The organism is Pseudomonas sp. SJZ079, from assembly GCF_007993865.1.
Taxonomy (GTDB): Bacteria; Pseudomonadota; Gammaproteobacteria; order Pseudomonadales; family Pseudomonadaceae; genus Aquipseudomonas.
This window is the reverse complement of sequence record NZ_VIUH01000003.1, coordinates 55937-72946: the sequence shown is the minus strand read 5'-3', so window position 1 is coordinate 72946 and position 17010 is coordinate 55937. Positions and strand designations below refer to the sequence as shown.

Sequence of the window (17010 nt, the reverse complement as noted above, 5' to 3'; positions counted from 1 at the left end):
AGCCCCTGTCCATGGACGCCGTTGCCCTGCAAACCGCAGGGCTGCTGGAACCGATCTCCGGCCCGCAGCCTTGTGGTAGCAATATCCGCCATCAACCCGAGTACGACGCGCTGCGCGAAGCCCGCCGAGAGGACGACGAGAGCCTGCCCACGGGGGTTTGGAGCAGCGACCTGAAGCGCGCCGACTGGGCCGTCGTGGAGCGTCTGGCGAGCGAAACGCTCAGTCGCAAAAGCAAAGACATGATGGTCGCCGCCTGGCTCGGCGAAGCCTGGTTGCACCGTCACGGCTTCGCCGGATTGGCGGAGGCGCTGACCCTGCTGGCTAACCTTTGCGAACGCTTCAGTGACGAGCTGCACCCGCAACCGGAAGATGGCGATCTGTCCTGGCGCTCCAGCCCACTCGAATGGCTGATTCGTCGCTACGCCGAAGTGCTGCTGACCCGGGTACCGCTGGTCGGTGAGGTAAGCCAGGAGTTCGCAAAATTCAGCTATGCCGACTGGCAGCAACTGCAGCGCAAACTGCTGAATGGCAGCGACCACAAGAGCGCCAAAGTTGAGCGCGAGACCGCCCAGGCCACTCAACGCCAGCTGAACGACGCCCTGCGCATGCTGCCCGGTGTGCAATTTCGGCAGAACATCATCTGGCTAGCCGAAAGTCATGACGCGCTGGCACGGCTGGAGTTTTGGAGCGACGCACAGCTGGCCTTCGACTCGCCGTCCTTCACGCCTTTGCGCCAGACCATCGAGCAGCTGGCCACCCTCATGCAGGAGTTCCTCGCCATGCACCCCGCCACCCCGCCCCAGCCGGCCATCGATGAGTCGCCGTTTTTCACCGAGGAGGAGGGCTCGTCACCCACGCCGGCCACCTTTGGGCGTGCACCGTCCAGCCGTGACGAGGCCTACCGCCAACTGGAGCTGATCGCCAGTTACCTGGCCAAGTCCGAACCCCACAGCCCGGTCCCCTACCTGATCAACCGCGCCGTCGAATGGGGGCAGAAGCCGCTGCGCGACCTGCTGGCGGAACTGATCAGCGCCGACGCGGAAGCACGTCGACTGTGGACCTTGCTAGGCGTGTTGCCCTAGAGCGGAGAGGCGTTACCTGGCGAACCGCTGTCGGCCCATATCGAATGGCCGTCACAGGTTAGTGGCCTGTACGGCTAGTTGGTTGACTCAGGTACGGGTGGTTGCCAGTTAAAACCCAGGACCGTCAGCGACCGGCTCTCAGCCTCCAAGTATTTAGCGATGTCGGCCATCAGCGGCGCACGTGAACGCAACCGACCACCAGCCACACGGCACTGGCCAGAACAACCAGCGAGTGCGTGCCCACTGCTTTGGCGTCTCTCAGCAGCAACTGGCGGCAGGCGACAGAGCGCCCTGTTGGTCGAACGGCAGGCCGCCGCCACAACCCTCGAACAGACCGAAGTGACGGCTGAAATCGCCGATGAACTGGAAGTGCACGGCGAAGCGGCTGTCTTTCAGCATGCGCCAGGTGTTGCCACAGACCGGAAAAACCCGACCGGTCTCGATGCGGTGATGCTTGTCCAGGACGAAGGCTGACGCGGCGCCGGGGATACTGCCCTGGTAGATCACCGCCTGGCCGTAGTCCTCGCAGGCCGGCTCCAGGCCATCCAACTTGAACAGGCGGTAGGTGGCGGAGAAGAAACGCGCAGCGCCGAGTTTCTCGGCCAAGGCAGGGTCGGTAATGTCGATCGGCTGGTCCTCGACCAGGCGCGGATCGGCGAAGCCATGGCGACGCGTCAGGTTCTCGAAGTCGTTCCAGTACAGGGCGCCGCCCAGGCATTCGCCGTACAGCACTTCGTCCTGGCGCAGTTCATCGGCCAGCCGGCGGTCGGCATAGACATCGGAGAAATACAGCTCGCCGCCCGGCTTGAGCAGGCGATGGGCCTCGCGCAGCACGCTGTCCTTGTCCGGCGACAGGTTGATCACGCAGTTGGAGACGATCACATCGAAGCTGGCGTCGGCCAGCTCCAGGGCGCCCAGATCCTCGATATAGCCCTTGCGAAACGCCACGTTGGCGTAGCCGAAACGCTCGGCGTGGTAATCCAGATGGGCGTTGGCCACCTCCAGTTGCTCAGTGGTCATATCCACCCCCAACACCCAGCCCTTTGGCCCGACCAATTGCGCCAGTACATAGCAGTCGCGCCCCGAGCCACTGCCCAGGTCGAGTATCCGGCAACCCTCCAGCAAGGCCGGCGCGACCAGGCCACAGCCGTAGTAGCGCGCGCTGACCTCGGGATGCACCTTGGCCAGCAGGGGCTTGAGCCAGGCCGGCATACTGGACACATCGCAGCAGGCGCTGGTTTTCAGATCCCCGGTGTTCTTCAGGACCTTGCCGTAGTAGTTCTGTACCGATTCGTGCATGAGTAACCTCTGTGCCTGGATGCAACCCTGTGAGCCCGTATCAATCAAGCCGAGCCGATCAGGAGGTGGTCCGATGTGATAGGTGATTTACCCGCTAACTGCAAATAACCGCAAGGGTTGCCGGGTCAGCGGCTATCGAGCTGGCCGTGCCAGCGATTAAAAAGAGCGGTCACAACCGCCCAAGGCGGGGAGCATGACAATTTAAACGCGTGAGAACTGTTGCTTTGAGCGCCGAAGCGGCACTGCGTTACACCTCAGCGCCTGACAATTGATGCACACCACCTTGTCACCGAATCCTTCGGTCAACCGACCGAGCACGGCATGGGTAGCGATGCGCCTTGCGTAAATATCGAAAGCAATAGCAACGGTCCTGCGAGGTTCCTGGTGACCTAGCGCAGGCGGCCAGAGTTATGGCGTTATAAGTCCATAAGAAGACAAAAAATCAGCTGACGCTGGCCATGAATAGCTCGATCACCGTACGCAATTCTTGCTGCTCCATACCGGCCTTGGTCTGGGTACGCAGGCCACTCATCACACAATGCAGGTAGCGCGCGCACACGGCGGGCGGCTGAGCATCCGACACCTCACCGGCGGCTTGCGCCTGCTGGAAAGCCTGCTCGAACACCCCACAAAACCGCCGCGTGGCGAGCGTGATCAGCCGCTGTACCGCCGGGTCGCGGGTGGAAAACTCGTTGGCCACGTTGACCAGCATGCAGCCACGCGGCGTAGCCCGTTCGGCGTCATCGAGCACGGCCAGCAGGCATTCGCGAATGAACGCGAGTGGCGACGCGGCCAATTCGAGGCGCTCCAGCAGATGCGTGGCACGGCTCTCGACATAGCGGCTGAAGGCGGCTTCGAACAGGCTCTGCTTGTTGCCAAAGCTCTCATACAGGCTGCTCTTGGACAGCCGCGTCGCCTCGAGCAGGTCCTGCAGGCTGGTGCCCTCATAGCCCTTGCTCCAGAAAAGCTGCATGGCATTTTCCAGGACCAGGTCGGGGTCAAAGGTTCTAGGGCGTCCGCGGTTCATGCGCCTAATTATGGACTGAGCAGACCTTAATTCAAAGCTGGGGCTATTCGCCATGCGCGGGACTCGCCGGACCACTACCCGATGCGCCCCCTTGCTGCAGCCATGGGCACAGCTGCCTGCAACCAATAGCACGCCCAGGATCGAGGTCCTCGACTATGACGGGTTACTCAATCAAGCCAACTGACCGGCGCTGAAGCTAACGCTGCACCAGAATCAGGGCGAACTGCGCGTCCTCATCGACCCAGGCTTGGCGCCGGGCAAAACCGGCGTCCTGCAATGAACCGAACAGCCCCTCGCGGCTGTACTTGTAGGAGCTCTCGGTCCAGATCGTCTCACCGTCGTGCAGACTCAACTCGAACCCTGCCTCGGGGATGCGCACACGCTGGGTGCGGGTGCTGACCAGATAGGATTCCATGCGCGACTCGGCGGCGTTCCACAAGGCGCGGTGCTGAAAACTCGCGAGATCGAAATCGCCGCCCAGCTCGCGGTTGATCCGCACCAGCAGGTTGCGGTTGAAGGCGGCGGTCACCCCCAGCGGATCGGCGTAGGCCAGCATCAGCTCGCGCTCGGGCTTGAGCAGGTCGGCGCCCAACAGGAACAGGTCACCGGGTTGCAGTGCGTTGCGAATCTGGCGCAACAACTCGTTGGCCTGCGGCGGATCGAAGTTGCCCATATTCGAGCCGAGGAACAACAGCAGCGTGCGCCCCGCTCCCGCCTGGTTGCGCCTGAATTCGGCCAGACCCGCCTCATAGGTGGCTTCATGGGTGATCACCTGGGTGGCCGGCAACCCCACCAACAGTCTGGCCGCGGCGGTCAGCGCGCTGCGCGAGACATCCACCAGGTGCACGCGCAACGCGTCGCTGCCGCTATCACGGGCCTGCAACAGCTGCGCGAGCTTCGCCCCGCTGCCCGCGCCCAACTCGACGGCGTCGGTGAGCGGTGCGCAGGCGGCCAGAATGGCCCGTGCGTGGGTTTTCAGCAGCCCGGTTTCGGCGCGGGTCAGCCGGTACCAGGGCAGCCGGGTGATCGCCTCGAACAACGCCGAGCCGAGGTCATCGTAGAGATATCGGGAGGGCAGCTGGCGCGGCGTCTGGGTCAGGTAGAAGGCGACATCCTCGGCAAACTGCTGGGCCGACACCTGTTCGGCCGGCGGCCGCACCGAGACCCGTGCCGACCCGGGGCTCATTGTCCCGCTCCGGCGACGCAGCGAAAGCTCGCGTAGATATAGGGGTAACGCGCACGGAACCAGTTACGGAACGACGGCCTGATTAGTTCACGCACGGTCACCGGCGCCGCGCCCTTCATCACGAAGTGCTCGCCATCGAAGAACTCGGCGGAATACTCGGGATAGGATGCCAGCACCTCGAAGCCGGGAAACGGCGCGAAGGCGGTCGCCGTCCACTCCCAGCCATTGCCGACCAGATCATCCACGCCCCAGGCGCTGCACCCCGCCGGGTGGCTGCCGGCGGGTTGTGGGTCCCAGGCGTGAAAGTCGAACACCCCGCGCGCGGCATCGGGCGCCGCGTTACCCCAGGGATAGCGGCGCGGCTGCCCGTCCGGGGCGCCGAACGCCGCCCGTTGATACTGCGCCTCGCTGGGCAGACTCAACCCGCGCCAGCGACAGTAGGCCGAGGCCTCGGCCTGGCTCACCCACACCGGCCAGGCAGCGGGTAAGGCAAGCAGATCGAACATGCCGCGCCACAGCCACTGGTCACCGTCGCGCTGCCAGAACAGCGGATGGCCGATGCCCTCGGCGTTAATCCAGGCCCAGTCCGCAGGCCGCCACCAGCGCGCATCGACGTAGCCGCCGGCCTCGACGAACGCCAGGTAATCGGCATTGCAGACGTTGTGCTGCTGAATTCGAAACGCCGGCACCTGCTCGGTACAGCCAGGCATCTCGTTGTCCCAGGCGAACGGCTCAGCCCCGGGGTCGATCCCCAATGTGGCCTGACCAGATGGAATGTCGATCCAGGTCTGCGCCGGCGGTGCACCACCGATCAGCGGACGGTAGCCGGCGGGCCGCCGTTTCTGCTCCAGCGGCAGCTGATGCCACATGTACATCAGCGTTTCCAGGTGCATGGCCTCGTGTTCGAGGATGCAGTGGGCCGCCTCGACGCGTTCGGGCGGCAGTGCATCCGCCGCCCGATCATGCTCGGCCAACACCGCACGCACCTGGCGATCGGCCTCGGCGCAGAACGCGTCCACCTCGTCGCGGCTGGGCCACAGGTCGGCCTCATTGCCTCGCGCCCTGACGTTGTTCGAATCCTCATGCGGGTCGATGCCACGGGCGAACAGTTGTTCCAGCCGTGCATCGATGCTCGGTCGTCCCAGCCCCTGCTTGATCAGCGTGTTGAAGCTGAACGCCGGAATGTGGCCCTGGTAGAAGACGATGGGGTTGCGCAGCGCAATCGGACGGCTGTAATAAGCCTCGTCCGCGATCAGCCCGAAGAGTTGCGCGGCGCGCTCGCGATTACGGTTATACCAGGGCAATAACCCGGGTCGTCCGGCAACAGGATTCGCTCTGGACATAAACGGCCTTCGTCTCGCAGGGGACAGTAGGCGATGGTGTTCTATAGGCCTGCAGCCGTGCGCAAAGGTTCAAATCGGCTCAGCACAACGATGCACCGGCCGCTGGCCAAACCAGCAGGCCGCTTGCAAAAGCGTAGCCCACCATCGAGCAGAACCCGCACCTGTCGTCGGGGCCCCGGCTGCTGCCGGCTGCAGGCATGAGCAGCGAATGCCCACTTACTATGCTTAGATGACGGCCTCGGCCTGGCGCCCAACCAGACCTCATACGCACGGATGGCCCATGACCGCTCGAACCCTGCTGCTGACCGCCCTGGCCATGCTCGCCTTCGCCGGTAACTCGCTGCTGTGTCGCCTGGCGCTGAAAGACACCGCCATCGATGCGGCCAGCTTCACCAGCCTGCGCATCCTCTCCGGTGCCCTCACCCTGTGGTGCTTGCTGCACCTGCGTTCAGGCAGCGGCGCCCTCGCTGGCAGCTGGTTCGCCGCCGCGGCTCTGCTGGCCTACGCGGCGGCGTTCTCCTTCGCCTACCTCCAGCTGGACGCCGGGGTCGGCGCGCTGCTGCTGTTCGGCGCGGTGCAGATCAGCATGCTCGCCTGGGGCTTTTATCGCGGCGAACGCCTCAGCCCGCTGACCGCAGCGGGGTTGCTCCTGGCCCTCGCTGGCATGCTCGCTTTGCTGTTGCCCGGCGCCAGCGCGCCGGCCCTCGGCAGTGCGCTGCTGATGCTACTCGCCGGCGCAGCATGGGGCGCCTATTCGCTGCTCGGGCGCGGCATCGCCGATCCGCTCGCCGCCACCGCCGGCAACTTTCTGCGCGCCGTGCCGTTGGCCTTAGTGGTCAGTGCGCTGCTGCTCAGTCGCCTGAACTGGGATGTGCCGGGGTTGATCTACGCGTTGCTGTCCGGCGCCCTCACCTCGGGCATTGGCTACGCCATCTGGTACACCGCCCTGCGCGGCTTGCAGGCGTTCCAGGCGGCCACCGTTCAGCTCAGCGTGCCGATCCTCGCCGCCTTGGCCGGCAGCCTGTTGCTCGACGAGGCCTTGAGCCTGAGGTTGCTGCTGAGTTCGGTCGCGGTACTCGGCGGCATCGCCCTGGTGCTGGGCGCCAAACAACGTGGGTGAGGCATCGCGCGTCAGGGTCGCTTGCGCCGACGATGCTCAGGCGACCACGACAAGCGCGAGGCTGACTGAGCAAAACCCATTCGCGACTGTCTTCTATCCTGTAGCCACAGCCCACAACGGAATCTCACCCCATGCCCATCAACGTCGCCCACCTGATCCGCGCCCTGCTCTACAGCCTGCTGGCGTTCGGCCTGACGGCATGCAGCAGCCTCGACCTGCGCGACCCACTGCGCATCGACCTGGTCGGCCTGGAGCCACTGGCCGGCGAGGGTCTGGAGGTACGCTTCGCGGTGAAGCTGCGGGTACTCAACCCCAATGACACGGCCATCGACTACAACGGCGTGGCCCTGGACCTGGCAGTCAACGGCCAGCCGCTGGCCAGTGGAGTGAGCGATCAGCGCGGCCAGGTGCCGCGCTTCGGTGAGGCGCTGATCAGCGTGCCGGTGAGCATTTCCGCGTTCTCCGCCATGCGCCAGGCCTGGGGTGCGGCCGGCTACCAGCCTGGGCAAGGCTTGCCCTATGAACTGCACGGCAAGCTGGCCGGCGGCCTGTTCGGCACCTCGCGCTTTACCGACAGCGGCACCCTCAACTGGCCGGAGCCCGCGACCGTGCCCTAATCGGCCGTTGCCGCCAGATCGTTCTCAGGCCTGCATCAAACTCTTCAGCCAGTCCCGTGGCGACACGCCGCAACAGCGACTGAACACCCGCGACAGCGCTTCCGGGCTGGCATAGCCGACCGCTGGCGCCACCAACCCCAGCGGTTTGCCGTGCTTGAGCAGACTCTTGGCCAGGCTCAGGCGCCACTCGGTCAGGTAGTCCAGCGGCGTCATGCCGACCGCCTCGCGGAAGTTCACCGCGAAGCGCGCCCGCGACATGCCGGCCCGCTGCGCCAGGCTTTCCAGGGTCCAGCCGGCCTCCGGCTGTTCGTGCATGGCATTGATCGCCTTGGCCAGGCGCGGCTCGGCCAAGCCGGCGAGAATCCCCGCCTGCAATAAGTTGGCATCCATGGCATGGCGCATCAGCAGGATCAGCACGTACTCGACCAAGCGATCGATGGCCGCCTGACGTCCGCAGTGATCGTCGAACGCCTCGTCGAACAACAGGTTGAGCACCGGTTCCAGGCTGGGGATCTGCGCCAGCGGCACCAGCATCTCGGTGGGCAGGGTGCGCAGCAGCGGGTTGCCCAGGCCGCCGCCGAAGTCGAAGGTGGCGCACAGCAGTTCGGCTCCCTCCAGCCCAACGGCATGCAGGCGGTGGCTGCACGGCCGGGGAAACAGCAGCAACGACGGCTGATCGATCTGGTAGCTGTGCATCTGTGGCCCGGAGACCCGCAGGGTGCCGCGGCGCAGCAGGTGCAGATAGCCGACGCTGCCGCCGTCGAACTGTTCGGAGAAGCCGCACAGCGGCCCGCTATGAAACACCCTGGCACTCAGGCTGAAACGGGCAAGTAAGGGAGAGAGACGGTCCATTCGATACCATCGGCTAGCTTTAGGAGACTATTCATCATCACCAATATCGTCTTCTCGGTCAAAGTGGATTCCACAGTCTCACCACCAACCGAAGGAAACTCAGCATGCCCCGTATCGCGCCCGTCGACCTCACCCACACCGACGCCCAAACCGCCGCCACGCTGGATGCGGTGAAACGCAAGCTGGGCATGTTGCCCAACCTGTTCAGCACCCTGGCGCAGGCCCCGGTGGCCCTGCAGGCATACCTGGGACTCGCGGAAACCCTCGGGCGCGGCCGCCTCAGCGCTCGCCAGCGCGAGATCATCGCCCTGGCGGTGGCCCAGACCCATGGCTGCGAGTATTGCCTGAGCGCCCACAGCCTGATGGGCAAGGGCGCCGGCCTGAGCGCTGCCGAACTGCTCGCCGCCCGCGCGGGCAAGGCTGCCGACCCGCTGGAGGCGCGCACCGCCGAGCTGGCCACGCAAGTGCTGGCGCGGCGTGGACGCATTCACGACAGCGAATTGCTCGCCGCCCGCGAGGCGGGCCTGGATGACGGCCTGATCCTCGAAGTCGTGGCCCAGGTAGCGCTCAACGTGCTGACCAACTTCACCAACAACCTGGCGCACACCGACATCGACTTCCCGCCGGTCAAGGCTGCGTTGTAACGGTTCGGCGGCGCCGGCTCAGGCGCCGCCGTTTCTCGTCCCCACAGAGGAGCATCCTCATGAAGACCCTAGCGTCCCTCGCCATCGCCCTCGCCAGCCTCAACGCCAGCGCGGCGGATTTGGCCGAGCACACCTTCAGCACCTACGTGAATGACCAAGGCGAAATCAGCCTGCCCGCCGATGCCCGCAAGAGCTGGAGCCATCTCGGTTCCTGGGTGGTGGCGGACGAAAAGGCGCCCGGTTATGGATTCCATGACGTCTACAGCCAAGCCGAGGCAGTCGAGGCCTACCGCCAGACCGGGGAGTTTCCGGACGGCGCCGTACTGATCAAGGAAATCCGCAAGGTCGAGCACGGCGTGCAGACCACCGGCCAAGCGCAGTGGGCCGGCGATACCGCAGTCTGGTTCGTGATGGTCAAGGACCGTCAGGGCCGCTTCCAGGGCAACCCGCACTGGGGCGAGAGCTGGGGCTGGGCACTGTACGAAGCGAAGAACCCGGCGTTGAATGTATCGAAGAGCTTCGAGGAAACCTGCAAGGGCTGCCACGTCCCGGCCCAGCAGAGCGACTGGGTGTTCAGCCAGGGTTATCCGACGTTGCACAAGCCTTGAGCCGACGCACTTAAGTGCACGCCCTTAAAAACACGAAAGCCCCGAGGACCGGGGCTTTCGTTGCAAGCATGGATGCGCTTACTGACTCAGGGAGACCTGGCTAGCATCGACCTTCAATGCACTCAGGCGCTTGAGCAGGGCGGCGATATTTTCTTTGGCTGCCCCCTCGTTGGCCAGACGCAAGCGCTTGACCGCGACTAAGGAATCACCCACTCCGGCGGTGAAAGGAGTACGCAGTGTTTCGCGAAACAGCACCTTGCCGCTGGCCTTCTCGACCAGGGTGTATTCGACCTCAGTGGTCACTTTGAAATCCAAACCGAACAGCGGCTGCTCGACTCGCAGCAGGTTGGCTTGCAGGGCTAAAGGGGCATGGCTGGAAGTACTCAGCAGACCGGCTTTGTCCAGCGATTGTTGCAGCGCAGCCTGGAAAGCTGGGCCGTCGATTTCCGAGGTCCACAGCGGATTGGTTGCCTCACCGCCATTGACTGGGTTGAGTTGCAGGTTGTCATGCAGTGGTTTGTCGAACTGCAGGGTCTGCACCTGATTATCGCTAACAGTCATGCCTTCAATCTTGGCCGAGGAGGCACAACCTGTGAGGGCGATGGCGAATACAGCAACAGACAACAAGCGAAACAGAGACATGGGCTTTCCTTAGCGGTCATGGTGACCGAACGACATGAGAGGGATCGGCAACGCCGAACACGCCAGCAACGGTCAGCAAGACGTGGCGGCTGGCCAAATCCTCACGCTAACCGTCCCTGTTTGCGCAAACGCAAGATTAAGGTCAACCGCAGCAATGCTCAAGTCGTGCCAGTTGACGGCTCACCATAGGGACGGAGCATCCCTCGGCGGCGCCGACTTCATGGGCTGATCGCCGCGGCACTGGCCAGCGCCCTCGATAGAGGCACGCTCTGGGTGACGCTGGCCATCTGGGTGATCTCCACCTGCATCTTGCCGGCGCCCAGCAGGTAGTCGGCGAGTTTCTGCGAGAACGGCCAATAGTTCAGGCTCGCGCTCAGGGTCAGCGGCCCGACCGCGTCGGCCGGCACCTGGAAAGAGAATTCGCGAACGATGTAGCCCTTGGGCAGGATGCGGTTATCCGAGAGGATTTGCGTGGCGTTCCAGACTTCGATGTCCAACTCGTTACCGTCCTTGTCGCCCAGGTGCACCTTGAAATTTCGCGTGTCCTCCTCGGTTTTGCCGTCCTTCACCGCGCCCAGGCGATAAAGCTCACGACCGGTGGCATCGCGCACCTGGAAGTCGATCCAGATCTCCCGCCCTTCCGGGAAACCGGTCGGCAGTTTGTGCCCGGCGCCGACATTGGCCACCTTGACCGCGACCGTGGTGTATTGCCCGGGCAGCATGTCGGGGGGCAGGGGCTGAAACTGGATGTGCGCCGCGCTCGCCAACATCTCACGCGCACGCTGCGCGGCCTGGTGCTGGCCGAGATAGCTGAGCACCGTAGCGTTGGCGCCACTGAACCAGTGCGAGGCGACCCGCTCGCGGTCTGGCCCCATGATCGCGGCCTTACCGGCAAAGCCCGGCATATGGCAGTCCTGACAGGTTTCATCGTTGAAGCTGTAGGGGCTTTCCAGCCATTCGTCATAAGTGCGCTCGACCGCCACGCTGCTGAAGGGATGGGTGACGTTGTGGCAGGTGGCGCAAAAGTCCGAGCGGGTGTGCAGCGCCGAGTACACGGTATCGTGATAGGGCGAAACGGCATCCTTGCGCGGGCCATATTTGGTCGGCCGGCCATGGGCGCGCGGGCTCATGACGTAAGCGCCGTTGTCCAGCCCGGTGCGCGCACTGATGTTGTGGCACGACTCGCAATCGACCCCCGGCATCGGGTGGTTCTTGGCGCTGTCTTCGATCGAGGAGCGGTTGACCTGCGCGGTGATCTGTCCGGTGGTGAGGCCGATCGGCGAATGACAACCGGTGCAGAAATTATCCACCTTGCCCTCGGTGGCCTCGCTGGCCATTTTCAGCAAGGCCCGGTAGATCGGCTCGTCCCAGGCCTGAGACATCATCGACATACGCCACTGCTTGTAGATCTCGACGTGGCAAGCGCCACACACCTGGGCATCGTCGAAGTCCTTCACATTCAACACCAGGTTGCCCGTGGTGTTGGCCCGGTGCGGAAAGAACGGCATGGCATTCATCACATGCATGAGTTTGGAGCGCGCCGGTTCCAGCCATTTTTCATTGCCTGGCGGCTCGTCGCCCACCGCCATGTCGATGGCCACCAGGGTTGCCAGCAGCGTTGCGGCCAGTAGCAAGCCCAGCGAATAGAGAAAGCGCATGAACGCCGAATTGAGCAAGCGTAAGGCCACCGGCCGGTCATCGGCCGCATCCGCTACGGCACAGGCTGCTGTGGGCTGAGCCTGCTCTGCCCTCCCCGCTACTCTGCCCATCTCACAGCCTCCCTCAGCGCGACTTCGCCGGGCCGCAGTCGCCGCACGCCCTGCCCAATGGTGCAGACAGCACTAACCAACCGAGCCATCTACTCGCATGAGCAGGCTTTAGAAAAGGCGCCAACAGAGACCGGGATTGGCCCAGACAGACTTCGCACATTGCCCTAGCAGCACACAGTCCGGGTACCCGCCTCAAGCGCATGAAACACTCATATTTGCTTGAGCGTACCTAAGGTATTAGTTCCGCAAACCGGGATAGTCAATATTTCGTCAAGTTTCTTAGCCGCTCATTCTTAGCTAATAAATAGTTGATAAATATGAATTTTAAAAAACAACAAAATAACCAAGCGACCCCTTATAGCCAATCAAACGGACCGCAACAGGGCGCAGCACAGCGTCAGGCGCGCTCCGACCATCCGCAGACGGCGAACGCAAACGCACTGAGCGCAGGGGTCACAAGGGCGGACGAGTGACCTGTGCAACAGCTGCCCTCGAAGGGTTTACACAAGCTTTACCTTAGCCCGCGAGACGTTCGATTCAGCTCAGGGTCGAAGCTAGTAACCGGCACATGCCGACGCTACGCAGGAGTACCCATCATGCTTAACCGTATCCCCCTACTCGCCGTGCTCGTGGCCGGCCTGGCACTCGGCGGTCAGGCACAGGCACGCGGGTCCGAGCGAGACGCCGCCATTGCCGGGGCCATCCTGGGCGCCGTGGTCGGCGGCGCCATCGTCGCCAATAGCCGTTACGACCCAGCCCCCGCGTATGTCGAGGCGTACCCGCCGCCTGCGGTGGTCTACTACCCGGCGCAACCGGCGTACTACCCGCCGCCACACCCCGTTTACTACCCACCGCAGCCGAGGTATTACCAGCCCTACCCCGTGGTGATCGAGCCACGCTACTCGTTCAGGCGGCACCACCATAAGCATCATGATCGCTATCGGGGCTATTACGCCCGCCCACGTTGGTAGCTGACAGGCCTGCCCCGCCGCGCGTGGGGCTGTCGGCTGCCTGGCTTTGGCCGGCGGCGATCGCTACCCCTCCTCTGGGCCTACGCCTCGTCGCCCCGCGCCGGCTGTTCGCGCGGGGCCTGCAGGCGCGGATCATCGCCCAGGTCCAGGCGCTGGCTGGCGTGCGCGCGGGGTACGGGGGATCTCCTGGGCTGCCAGCTTGGCAGAGTGCGCCCGAGCCCGGACGGCAAGGTGAAAGCGCCAGGAACTGCGCTTGGCTATGCTCAAATCAGGGTCTGCTCCTACGCGATGCTGGCTCGGATCAAGCCGCTGGTGAGCCCCAGTACGCCGATTAGCCTGCCGCAAATCTGGCGGGGGACTGCTACATCGGCGGCACCGATGCCTTGTGTCAGCGCCTGCACGGCAGGCTGGACGCCAACCCCGAGCGTGGCCAGTCGTCCCTGTCGACACCTGACCCGAGCCGCAATCCCTGATGCGCCGCCCCACGGATCTCCGCCACAGCCTCAGGCGCGGAGGAATCGACAGCATGTCCAGCCGCAGCGTTGCCCCCGAACTGACCGCCGAGCGCCTGCAGACCATGCATGCACAGGGCTATGTGCTGCTGCGCGGGGTGCTGAACGCCCGCCAGGTCGCGGAACTGCGCACCGCCATCGACGCCCTGCGCCCGCAGCACTGGGACTACAGCGGCCTGGTCGACCACTACAAATGCGTGTTCAACCGTGACCCACTGTGGCTGCCCTACCTCGACCCGCCGGGGGTCATCGAGCTGGCCGAGGCTTGCCTGGGGGCGGACTGCCATGTGATTGGCCAGACGGCCTGGCGTTGCCACCCCGGCTTTATCGGCGCCGACCTGCACCTGGACTACCTGGCCATGGCGCTGCCGACAACGCTGCTGGCCGACCCGTCCTTTCTGTTGCCCATGCAGATCTGCACCGCGCAGCTGTACCTGAATGACATCGACGCCGACCTCTGCCCCACCCTGGTGATCCCCGGTAGCCACCGCGCCGGACGCCCGCCGATCGAGGGCGAAAGCCAGTGGCAGGGCCTGGCGCCACAGCCGGTACTGTGCCACGCCGGCGACGCACTGTTCCTGCGCAGCGAGCTGTGGCACGCTGGCAGTCGCAACCGCACGCCAGACCGCACGCGCTACCTGTTGCAGGTGCACTACGGCCGGCGCATGGTCGCGCAGAAATTTTCGCCTTATCTGGCCTTTCACTTCAACCCACACGTGCTGGCCGCCTGCACCCCGCGCCAGCGGCGCCTGCTCGGTGAACACGAGGCCGCCGAATACGATTGACCCGACCACCGGGGCGGATCGCTAACAGGCCGTTGTCCTTGCGCGCAGGCTGCCCTCGATTGACTAGTATCAAAGCCTGCACTGCGTACTTCTTGCACGAGCGTACCGGCTCATTCTCATGGTCAGACGGAGTCCACCATGCGCCATCTGCTGCTATGCCTGCTCCTGACGCTGAGCGCTGCAACGCTGGCGCACCCATGGCGGGTGATCGGCGACGAGCAATTCGCCCCCTACAGCTTTTCCCAGAACCCCGACGGCACCCCACAAGGGCTGGATGTCGAGCTGGTCGATGCGGTACTGCGCGAAGCCGGCGTCGAGTACCGGCTGCGCCTGTATCCCTGGGAGCGGGTCAAGCAGATGCTCGGCCGCGGCGAGGTGGAAATGGCCTTCCAGTTTGCCGGCACGCCGGAGCGCAAGGCGCAATACAACCTGGTCGGCCCTATCCGCAGTGGCATCACCGTATTCATGGCCAGCCACAAGGCTGTGCTCGAGGATTGGCAGCAGTTGAGCGACCTCTCGCCCTACGTCATCGGCCAGGTGCGCGGCTACGCCTACCAGTCGCAGTTCGATCAGGCCGATCTGCAGCGTGACACCCGCGCCCAAAATCCGCGCCAGTTGGTATCGATGCTGCTGGCCGGACGCATCGACCTCATCGTCGGTGACCGGGCCCAACTGATGCACTTCGTGCACGAACAACACGCCGAACAGCAGGTGCGCATCCTGCCGCAGCCCCTGGCGCAAATACCACGCTACGTGGCCTTCGCCAAGGGCGATGAGCAGCGCGCGCAGCGCTTCGCCGCGGCCCTGCAACGCCTGCAAAGCGCCGGCACGCTCGACGCCATCTTCCAGCGCTGGGGCCTGGCGATCGATTGATCGGTATTGCCGGCCCGCCGAGACATCGCCCGCAGATCGGAGCGACGACGGCACGCTCTGCCTGCTGCCGTGCAACAAATACCCGGGCCGTGGCGAGCCTGGAATTGCGCCGGCCGCCAACTACACTGCCCAGCAATGAGTGCGCCCGCGCATCACGGCGCTGGCCGACAGTGTTGCCACTCGCCCAGGAGATTCACCGATGTCCGCCTTGATCGCTCAACTCAATAGCCTCTGGGCGCCGCGCCTGCTCAGCGTGCTGCGTATCGTCACCGCCCTGCTGTTCCTCCAGCACGGCAGCGCCAAGTTGCTGGGTTTTCCCCATGTGGCCTACTTCGACGGCCTTAGCCTGTTCTCCCTGATCGGCCTGGCCGGCGTGCTCGAACTGGTCGGCGGCCTGCTGCTGATCGCCGGCCTGCTGACGCGGCTGACGGCCTTCATCCTCTCCGGTGAAATGGCCTTCGCCTACTTCATCGGCCATGCCCCCAAGGGATTCTTCCCGCTACTGAATAACGGCGAGCTGGCCATAATGCTCTGCTTCGTGTTTCTTTACCTGGCAGCGGCCGGTGGCGGCGCCTGGAGCCTCGACCGCCGCCTGTGTCGCGGCAAAACCGACTGCGCCTGAACCCGCGGCCAAGCAGCCGCCGAGCCGATCCGACTGGAGCCCCACCGCATGCACCCGCTGAGCCCCGAACAGCAGCAGGCCTACCTCGCGCACCTCGACCTGCCGCGCCCGACTGAAGCCGATCGCGCCAACCTCGATCGACTGATTGCCGCCCACCTCAACCGGGTCGCGTTCGAGAACGTCGATGTGCTGCTCGAGCGGCCCATCGGCATAGACGCCGCGGCGACCTTCGCCAAGATCGTCGAGCGCGGCCGCGGCGGCTACTGCTTCGAGGCCAACTCGCTGTTCGCCCGCCTGCTGCTCAGCCTCGGCTACCGCGTCAGCCTGCTCACCGGCCGCGTGCGCTGGGGCCTGGCGGACAGCGCGCCGCAGACCATGCTCTCGCACCTGCTGCTGTGCGTGGAGTTGGCGCAAGGCCCGTTCCTCGTCGACATCGCCTTCGGCTCCGCCACGCCGTTCCGCGCCATGCCGCTGCACGAACCCAGCGACCTGCCGGACTTGCCCTTCCGCCTGCTGCCGCCCAACGCCGCACAACCGCACTACCAGTTGCACACCCGCGTCGGCGAAGCCTGGCTGCCGGTGTACCACTTCGACCTGCAGGCCTCACCCTGGATCGACTTCGCCGCGCGCAACTGGTACACCTCCACCCACCCGCAGAGCATCTTCCGGCAGATGCTGATGGCGGCCCGCACCGAGGGCAGCACCCGCCTGACCCTGGCCAACGGCACCTTCAAGCGCCATTACGCCGATGGCCGGGTCGAGCAACGCCTGATCGACTCCGCCGCCGAGGTGTTGGCGCTGTTGCGTAACGAGTTCTTGCTCAATCTCGACCCCGACCTCGACGGCGCCCCCCTGCAGCAGCGCCTGCAAGCCCTGCTGCAACCCAGCGCATAAGGCTTGTACGCAGAGGCTGGCCCCTAGGATTTGCTCGGTTGAGACAGCCCGACTTTCGCCCGGGCTGGCCGTCCGACGAGCGCTGCCACAGGCAGGACAAACTGCCCGCCTGCTCGCCACCTGGCCCGGCACGACCGCAACGCGCGCAAAACCTTATATAATTT

At 64.6% G+C, this 17010-nt stretch carries 17 protein-coding genes; 10 read left to right on the top strand and 7 right to left on the bottom strand.

The annotated features are described in order from the left end of the window. Nucleotides 1-11: 11 nt before the first annotated feature. On the top strand, nt 12-1082 hold the full coding sequence (gene tssA / locus FBY03_RS04485) for a type VI secretion system protein TssA (protein ID WP_147170997.1): 1071 nt from the start codon (nt 12-14) through the stop codon (nt 1080-1082). A 258-nt stretch (nt 1083-1340) separates the two neighbouring features. Here the strand turns inward: tssA and FBY03_RS04480 are convergent, their stop codons facing one another. From FBY03_RS04480 to FBY03_RS04465, 4 genes are all read right to left on the bottom strand, one after another. Further along, entirely contained in the window at nt 1341-2381 is a 1041-nt protein-coding gene (locus FBY03_RS04480) for a methyltransferase domain-containing protein (RefSeq protein ID WP_147170996.1), read from the bottom strand. Between the two features lie 442 nt (nt 2382-2823). Further along, entirely contained in the window at nt 2824-3354 is a 531-nt protein-coding gene (locus FBY03_RS04475) for a TetR/AcrR family transcriptional regulator (RefSeq protein WP_147170995.1), read from the bottom strand. A gap of 250 nt (nt 3355-3604) precedes the next feature. Beyond that, nucleotides 3605-4594 (bottom strand): L-histidine N(alpha)-methyltransferase, encoded by a 990-nt coding sequence (egtD, locus tag FBY03_RS04470; protein WP_147170994.1) that lies wholly within the window; start codon nt 4592-4594, stop codon nt 3605-3607. After that, nucleotides 4591-5937: an SUMF1/EgtB/PvdO family nonheme iron enzyme gene (locus tag FBY03_RS04465; RefSeq protein WP_147170993.1), complete on the bottom strand. Its 1347-nt coding sequence runs from the start codon at nt 5935-5937 to the stop codon at nt 4591-4593. Before FBY03_RS04465 ends, egtD begins: the two co-directional genes overlap by 4 nt. A 280-nt stretch (nt 5938-6217) precedes the next feature. Here FBY03_RS04465 and FBY03_RS04460 point away from each other — a divergent pair, with 280 nt between their 5' ends. After that, a complete protein-coding gene (locus FBY03_RS04460) occupies nt 6218-7057 on the top strand; it encodes an EamA family transporter (protein ID WP_147170992.1) in 840 nt (279 codons plus the stop codon). Between the two features lie 131 nt (nt 7058-7188). Next, entirely contained in the window at nt 7189-7674 is a 486-nt protein-coding gene (locus FBY03_RS04455) for an LEA type 2 family protein (RefSeq protein WP_147170991.1), read from the top strand. Between the two features lie 24 nt (nt 7675-7698). On the opposite strand, the gene FBY03_RS04450 is transcribed toward FBY03_RS04455, so the two are convergent. Beyond that, nucleotides 7699-8526 (bottom strand): AraC family transcriptional regulator, encoded by an 828-nt coding sequence (locus FBY03_RS04450; protein ID WP_147170990.1) that lies wholly within the window; start codon nt 8524-8526, stop codon nt 7699-7701. A gap of 104 nt (nt 8527-8630) precedes the next feature. Between FBY03_RS04450 and FBY03_RS04445 the strand changes: the two genes are divergently transcribed. Further along, entirely contained in the window at nt 8631-9170 is a 540-nt protein-coding gene (locus tag FBY03_RS04445) for a carboxymuconolactone decarboxylase family protein (RefSeq protein ID WP_147170989.1), read from the top strand. Between the two features lie 59 nt (nt 9171-9229). After that, a complete protein-coding gene (locus tag FBY03_RS04440; protein WP_147170988.1) occupies nt 9230-9778 on the top strand; it encodes a cytochrome P460 family protein in 549 nt (182 codons plus the stop codon). A gap of 78 nt (nt 9779-9856) precedes the next feature. On the opposite strand, the gene FBY03_RS04435 is transcribed toward FBY03_RS04440, so the two are convergent. Next, nucleotides 9857-10420 carry a hypothetical protein gene (locus tag FBY03_RS04435; RefSeq protein WP_256677864.1) on the bottom strand — a complete coding sequence of 188 codons (564 nt, stop codon included), beginning with the start codon at nt 10418-10420 and terminating at the stop codon, nt 9857-9859. Nucleotides 10421-10638: 218 nt separating this feature from the next. Beyond that, entirely contained in the window at nt 10639-12078 is a 1440-nt protein-coding gene (locus FBY03_RS04430; RefSeq protein WP_147171186.1) for a multiheme c-type cytochrome, read from the bottom strand. 707 nt (nt 12079-12785) lie between these two features. Between FBY03_RS04430 and FBY03_RS04425 the strand changes: the two genes are divergently transcribed. From FBY03_RS04425 to FBY03_RS04405, 5 genes are all read left to right on the top strand, one after another. Continuing rightward, complete coding sequence (locus tag FBY03_RS04425) at nt 12786-13160, top strand: hypothetical protein (RefSeq protein WP_178090558.1); 375 nt, start codon at nt 12786-12788, stop codon at nt 13158-13160. Nucleotides 13161-13686: 526 nt separating this feature from the next. After that, nucleotides 13687-14457 (top strand): phytanoyl-CoA dioxygenase family protein, encoded by a 771-nt coding sequence (locus FBY03_RS04420; protein WP_147170987.1) that lies wholly within the window; start codon nt 13687-13689, stop codon nt 14455-14457. A 138-nt stretch (nt 14458-14595) separates the two neighbouring features. Then, the gene (locus FBY03_RS04415) at nt 14596-15330 is read left to right on the top strand and encodes an ABC transporter substrate-binding protein (protein WP_147170986.1); all 735 of its coding nucleotides are present in this window, start codon (nt 14596-14598) and stop codon (nt 15328-15330) included. Nucleotides 15331-15529: 199 nt separating this feature from the next. Beyond that, nucleotides 15530-15952, top strand: a complete 423-nt coding sequence (locus FBY03_RS04410; RefSeq protein WP_147170985.1) for a DoxX family protein — start codon at nt 15530-15532, stop codon at nt 15950-15952. Between the two features lie 48 nt (nt 15953-16000). Continuing rightward, nucleotides 16001-16846 carry an arylamine N-acetyltransferase gene (locus FBY03_RS04405; protein ID WP_147170984.1) on the top strand — a complete coding sequence of 282 codons (846 nt, stop codon included), beginning with the start codon at nt 16001-16003 and terminating at the stop codon, nt 16844-16846. Nucleotides 16847-17010: the final 164 nt, after the last annotated feature.

What these genes read in the sequence shown, in the direction of transcription:
- tssA (WP_147170997.1), top strand. Translation starts at nt 12, where the DNA reads ATGGACGCCGTTGCCCTGCAAACCGCAGGGCTGCTGGAACCGATCTCC.
- FBY03_RS04480 (WP_147170996.1), bottom strand. Translation starts at nt 2,381, where the DNA reads ATGCACGAATCGGTACAGAACTACTACGGCAAGGTCCTGAAGAACACC.
- FBY03_RS04475 (WP_147170995.1), bottom strand. Translation starts at nt 3,354, where the DNA reads ATGCAGCTTTTCTGGAGCAAGGGCTATGAGGGCACCAGCCTGCAGGAC.
- egtD (WP_147170994.1), bottom strand. Translation starts at nt 4,594, where the DNA reads ATGAGCCCCGGGTCGGCACGGGTCTCGGTGCGGCCGCCGGCCGAACAG.
- FBY03_RS04465 (WP_147170993.1), bottom strand. Translation starts at nt 5,937, where the DNA reads ATGTCCAGAGCGAATCCTGTTGCCGGACGACCCGGGTTATTGCCCTGG.
- FBY03_RS04460 (WP_147170992.1), top strand. Translation starts at nt 6,218, where the DNA reads ATGACCGCTCGAACCCTGCTGCTGACCGCCCTGGCCATGCTCGCCTTC.
- FBY03_RS04455 (WP_147170991.1), top strand. Translation starts at nt 7,189, where the DNA reads ATGCCCATCAACGTCGCCCACCTGATCCGCGCCCTGCTCTACAGCCTG.
- FBY03_RS04450 (WP_147170990.1), bottom strand. Translation starts at nt 8,526, where the DNA reads ATGGACCGTCTCTCTCCCTTACTTGCCCGTTTCAGCCTGAGTGCCAGG.
- FBY03_RS04445 (WP_147170989.1), top strand. Translation starts at nt 8,631, where the DNA reads ATGCCCCGTATCGCGCCCGTCGACCTCACCCACACCGACGCCCAAACC.
- FBY03_RS04440 (WP_147170988.1), top strand. Translation starts at nt 9,230, where the DNA reads ATGAAGACCCTAGCGTCCCTCGCCATCGCCCTCGCCAGCCTCAACGCC.
- FBY03_RS04435 (WP_256677864.1), bottom strand. Translation starts at nt 10,420, where the DNA reads ATGTCTCTGTTTCGCTTGTTGTCTGTTGCTGTATTCGCCATCGCCCTC.
- FBY03_RS04430 (WP_147171186.1), bottom strand. Translation starts at nt 12,078, where the DNA reads ATGCGCTTTCTCTATTCGCTGGGCTTGCTACTGGCCGCAACGCTGCTG.
- FBY03_RS04425 (WP_178090558.1), top strand. Translation starts at nt 12,786, where the DNA reads ATGCTTAACCGTATCCCCCTACTCGCCGTGCTCGTGGCCGGCCTGGCA.
- FBY03_RS04420 (WP_147170987.1), top strand. Translation starts at nt 13,687, where the DNA reads ATGTCCAGCCGCAGCGTTGCCCCCGAACTGACCGCCGAGCGCCTGCAG.
- FBY03_RS04415 (WP_147170986.1), top strand. Translation starts at nt 14,596, where the DNA reads ATGCGCCATCTGCTGCTATGCCTGCTCCTGACGCTGAGCGCTGCAACG.
- FBY03_RS04410 (WP_147170985.1), top strand. Translation starts at nt 15,530, where the DNA reads ATGTCCGCCTTGATCGCTCAACTCAATAGCCTCTGGGCGCCGCGCCTG.
- FBY03_RS04405 (WP_147170984.1), top strand. Translation starts at nt 16,001, where the DNA reads ATGCACCCGCTGAGCCCCGAACAGCAGCAGGCCTACCTCGCGCACCTC.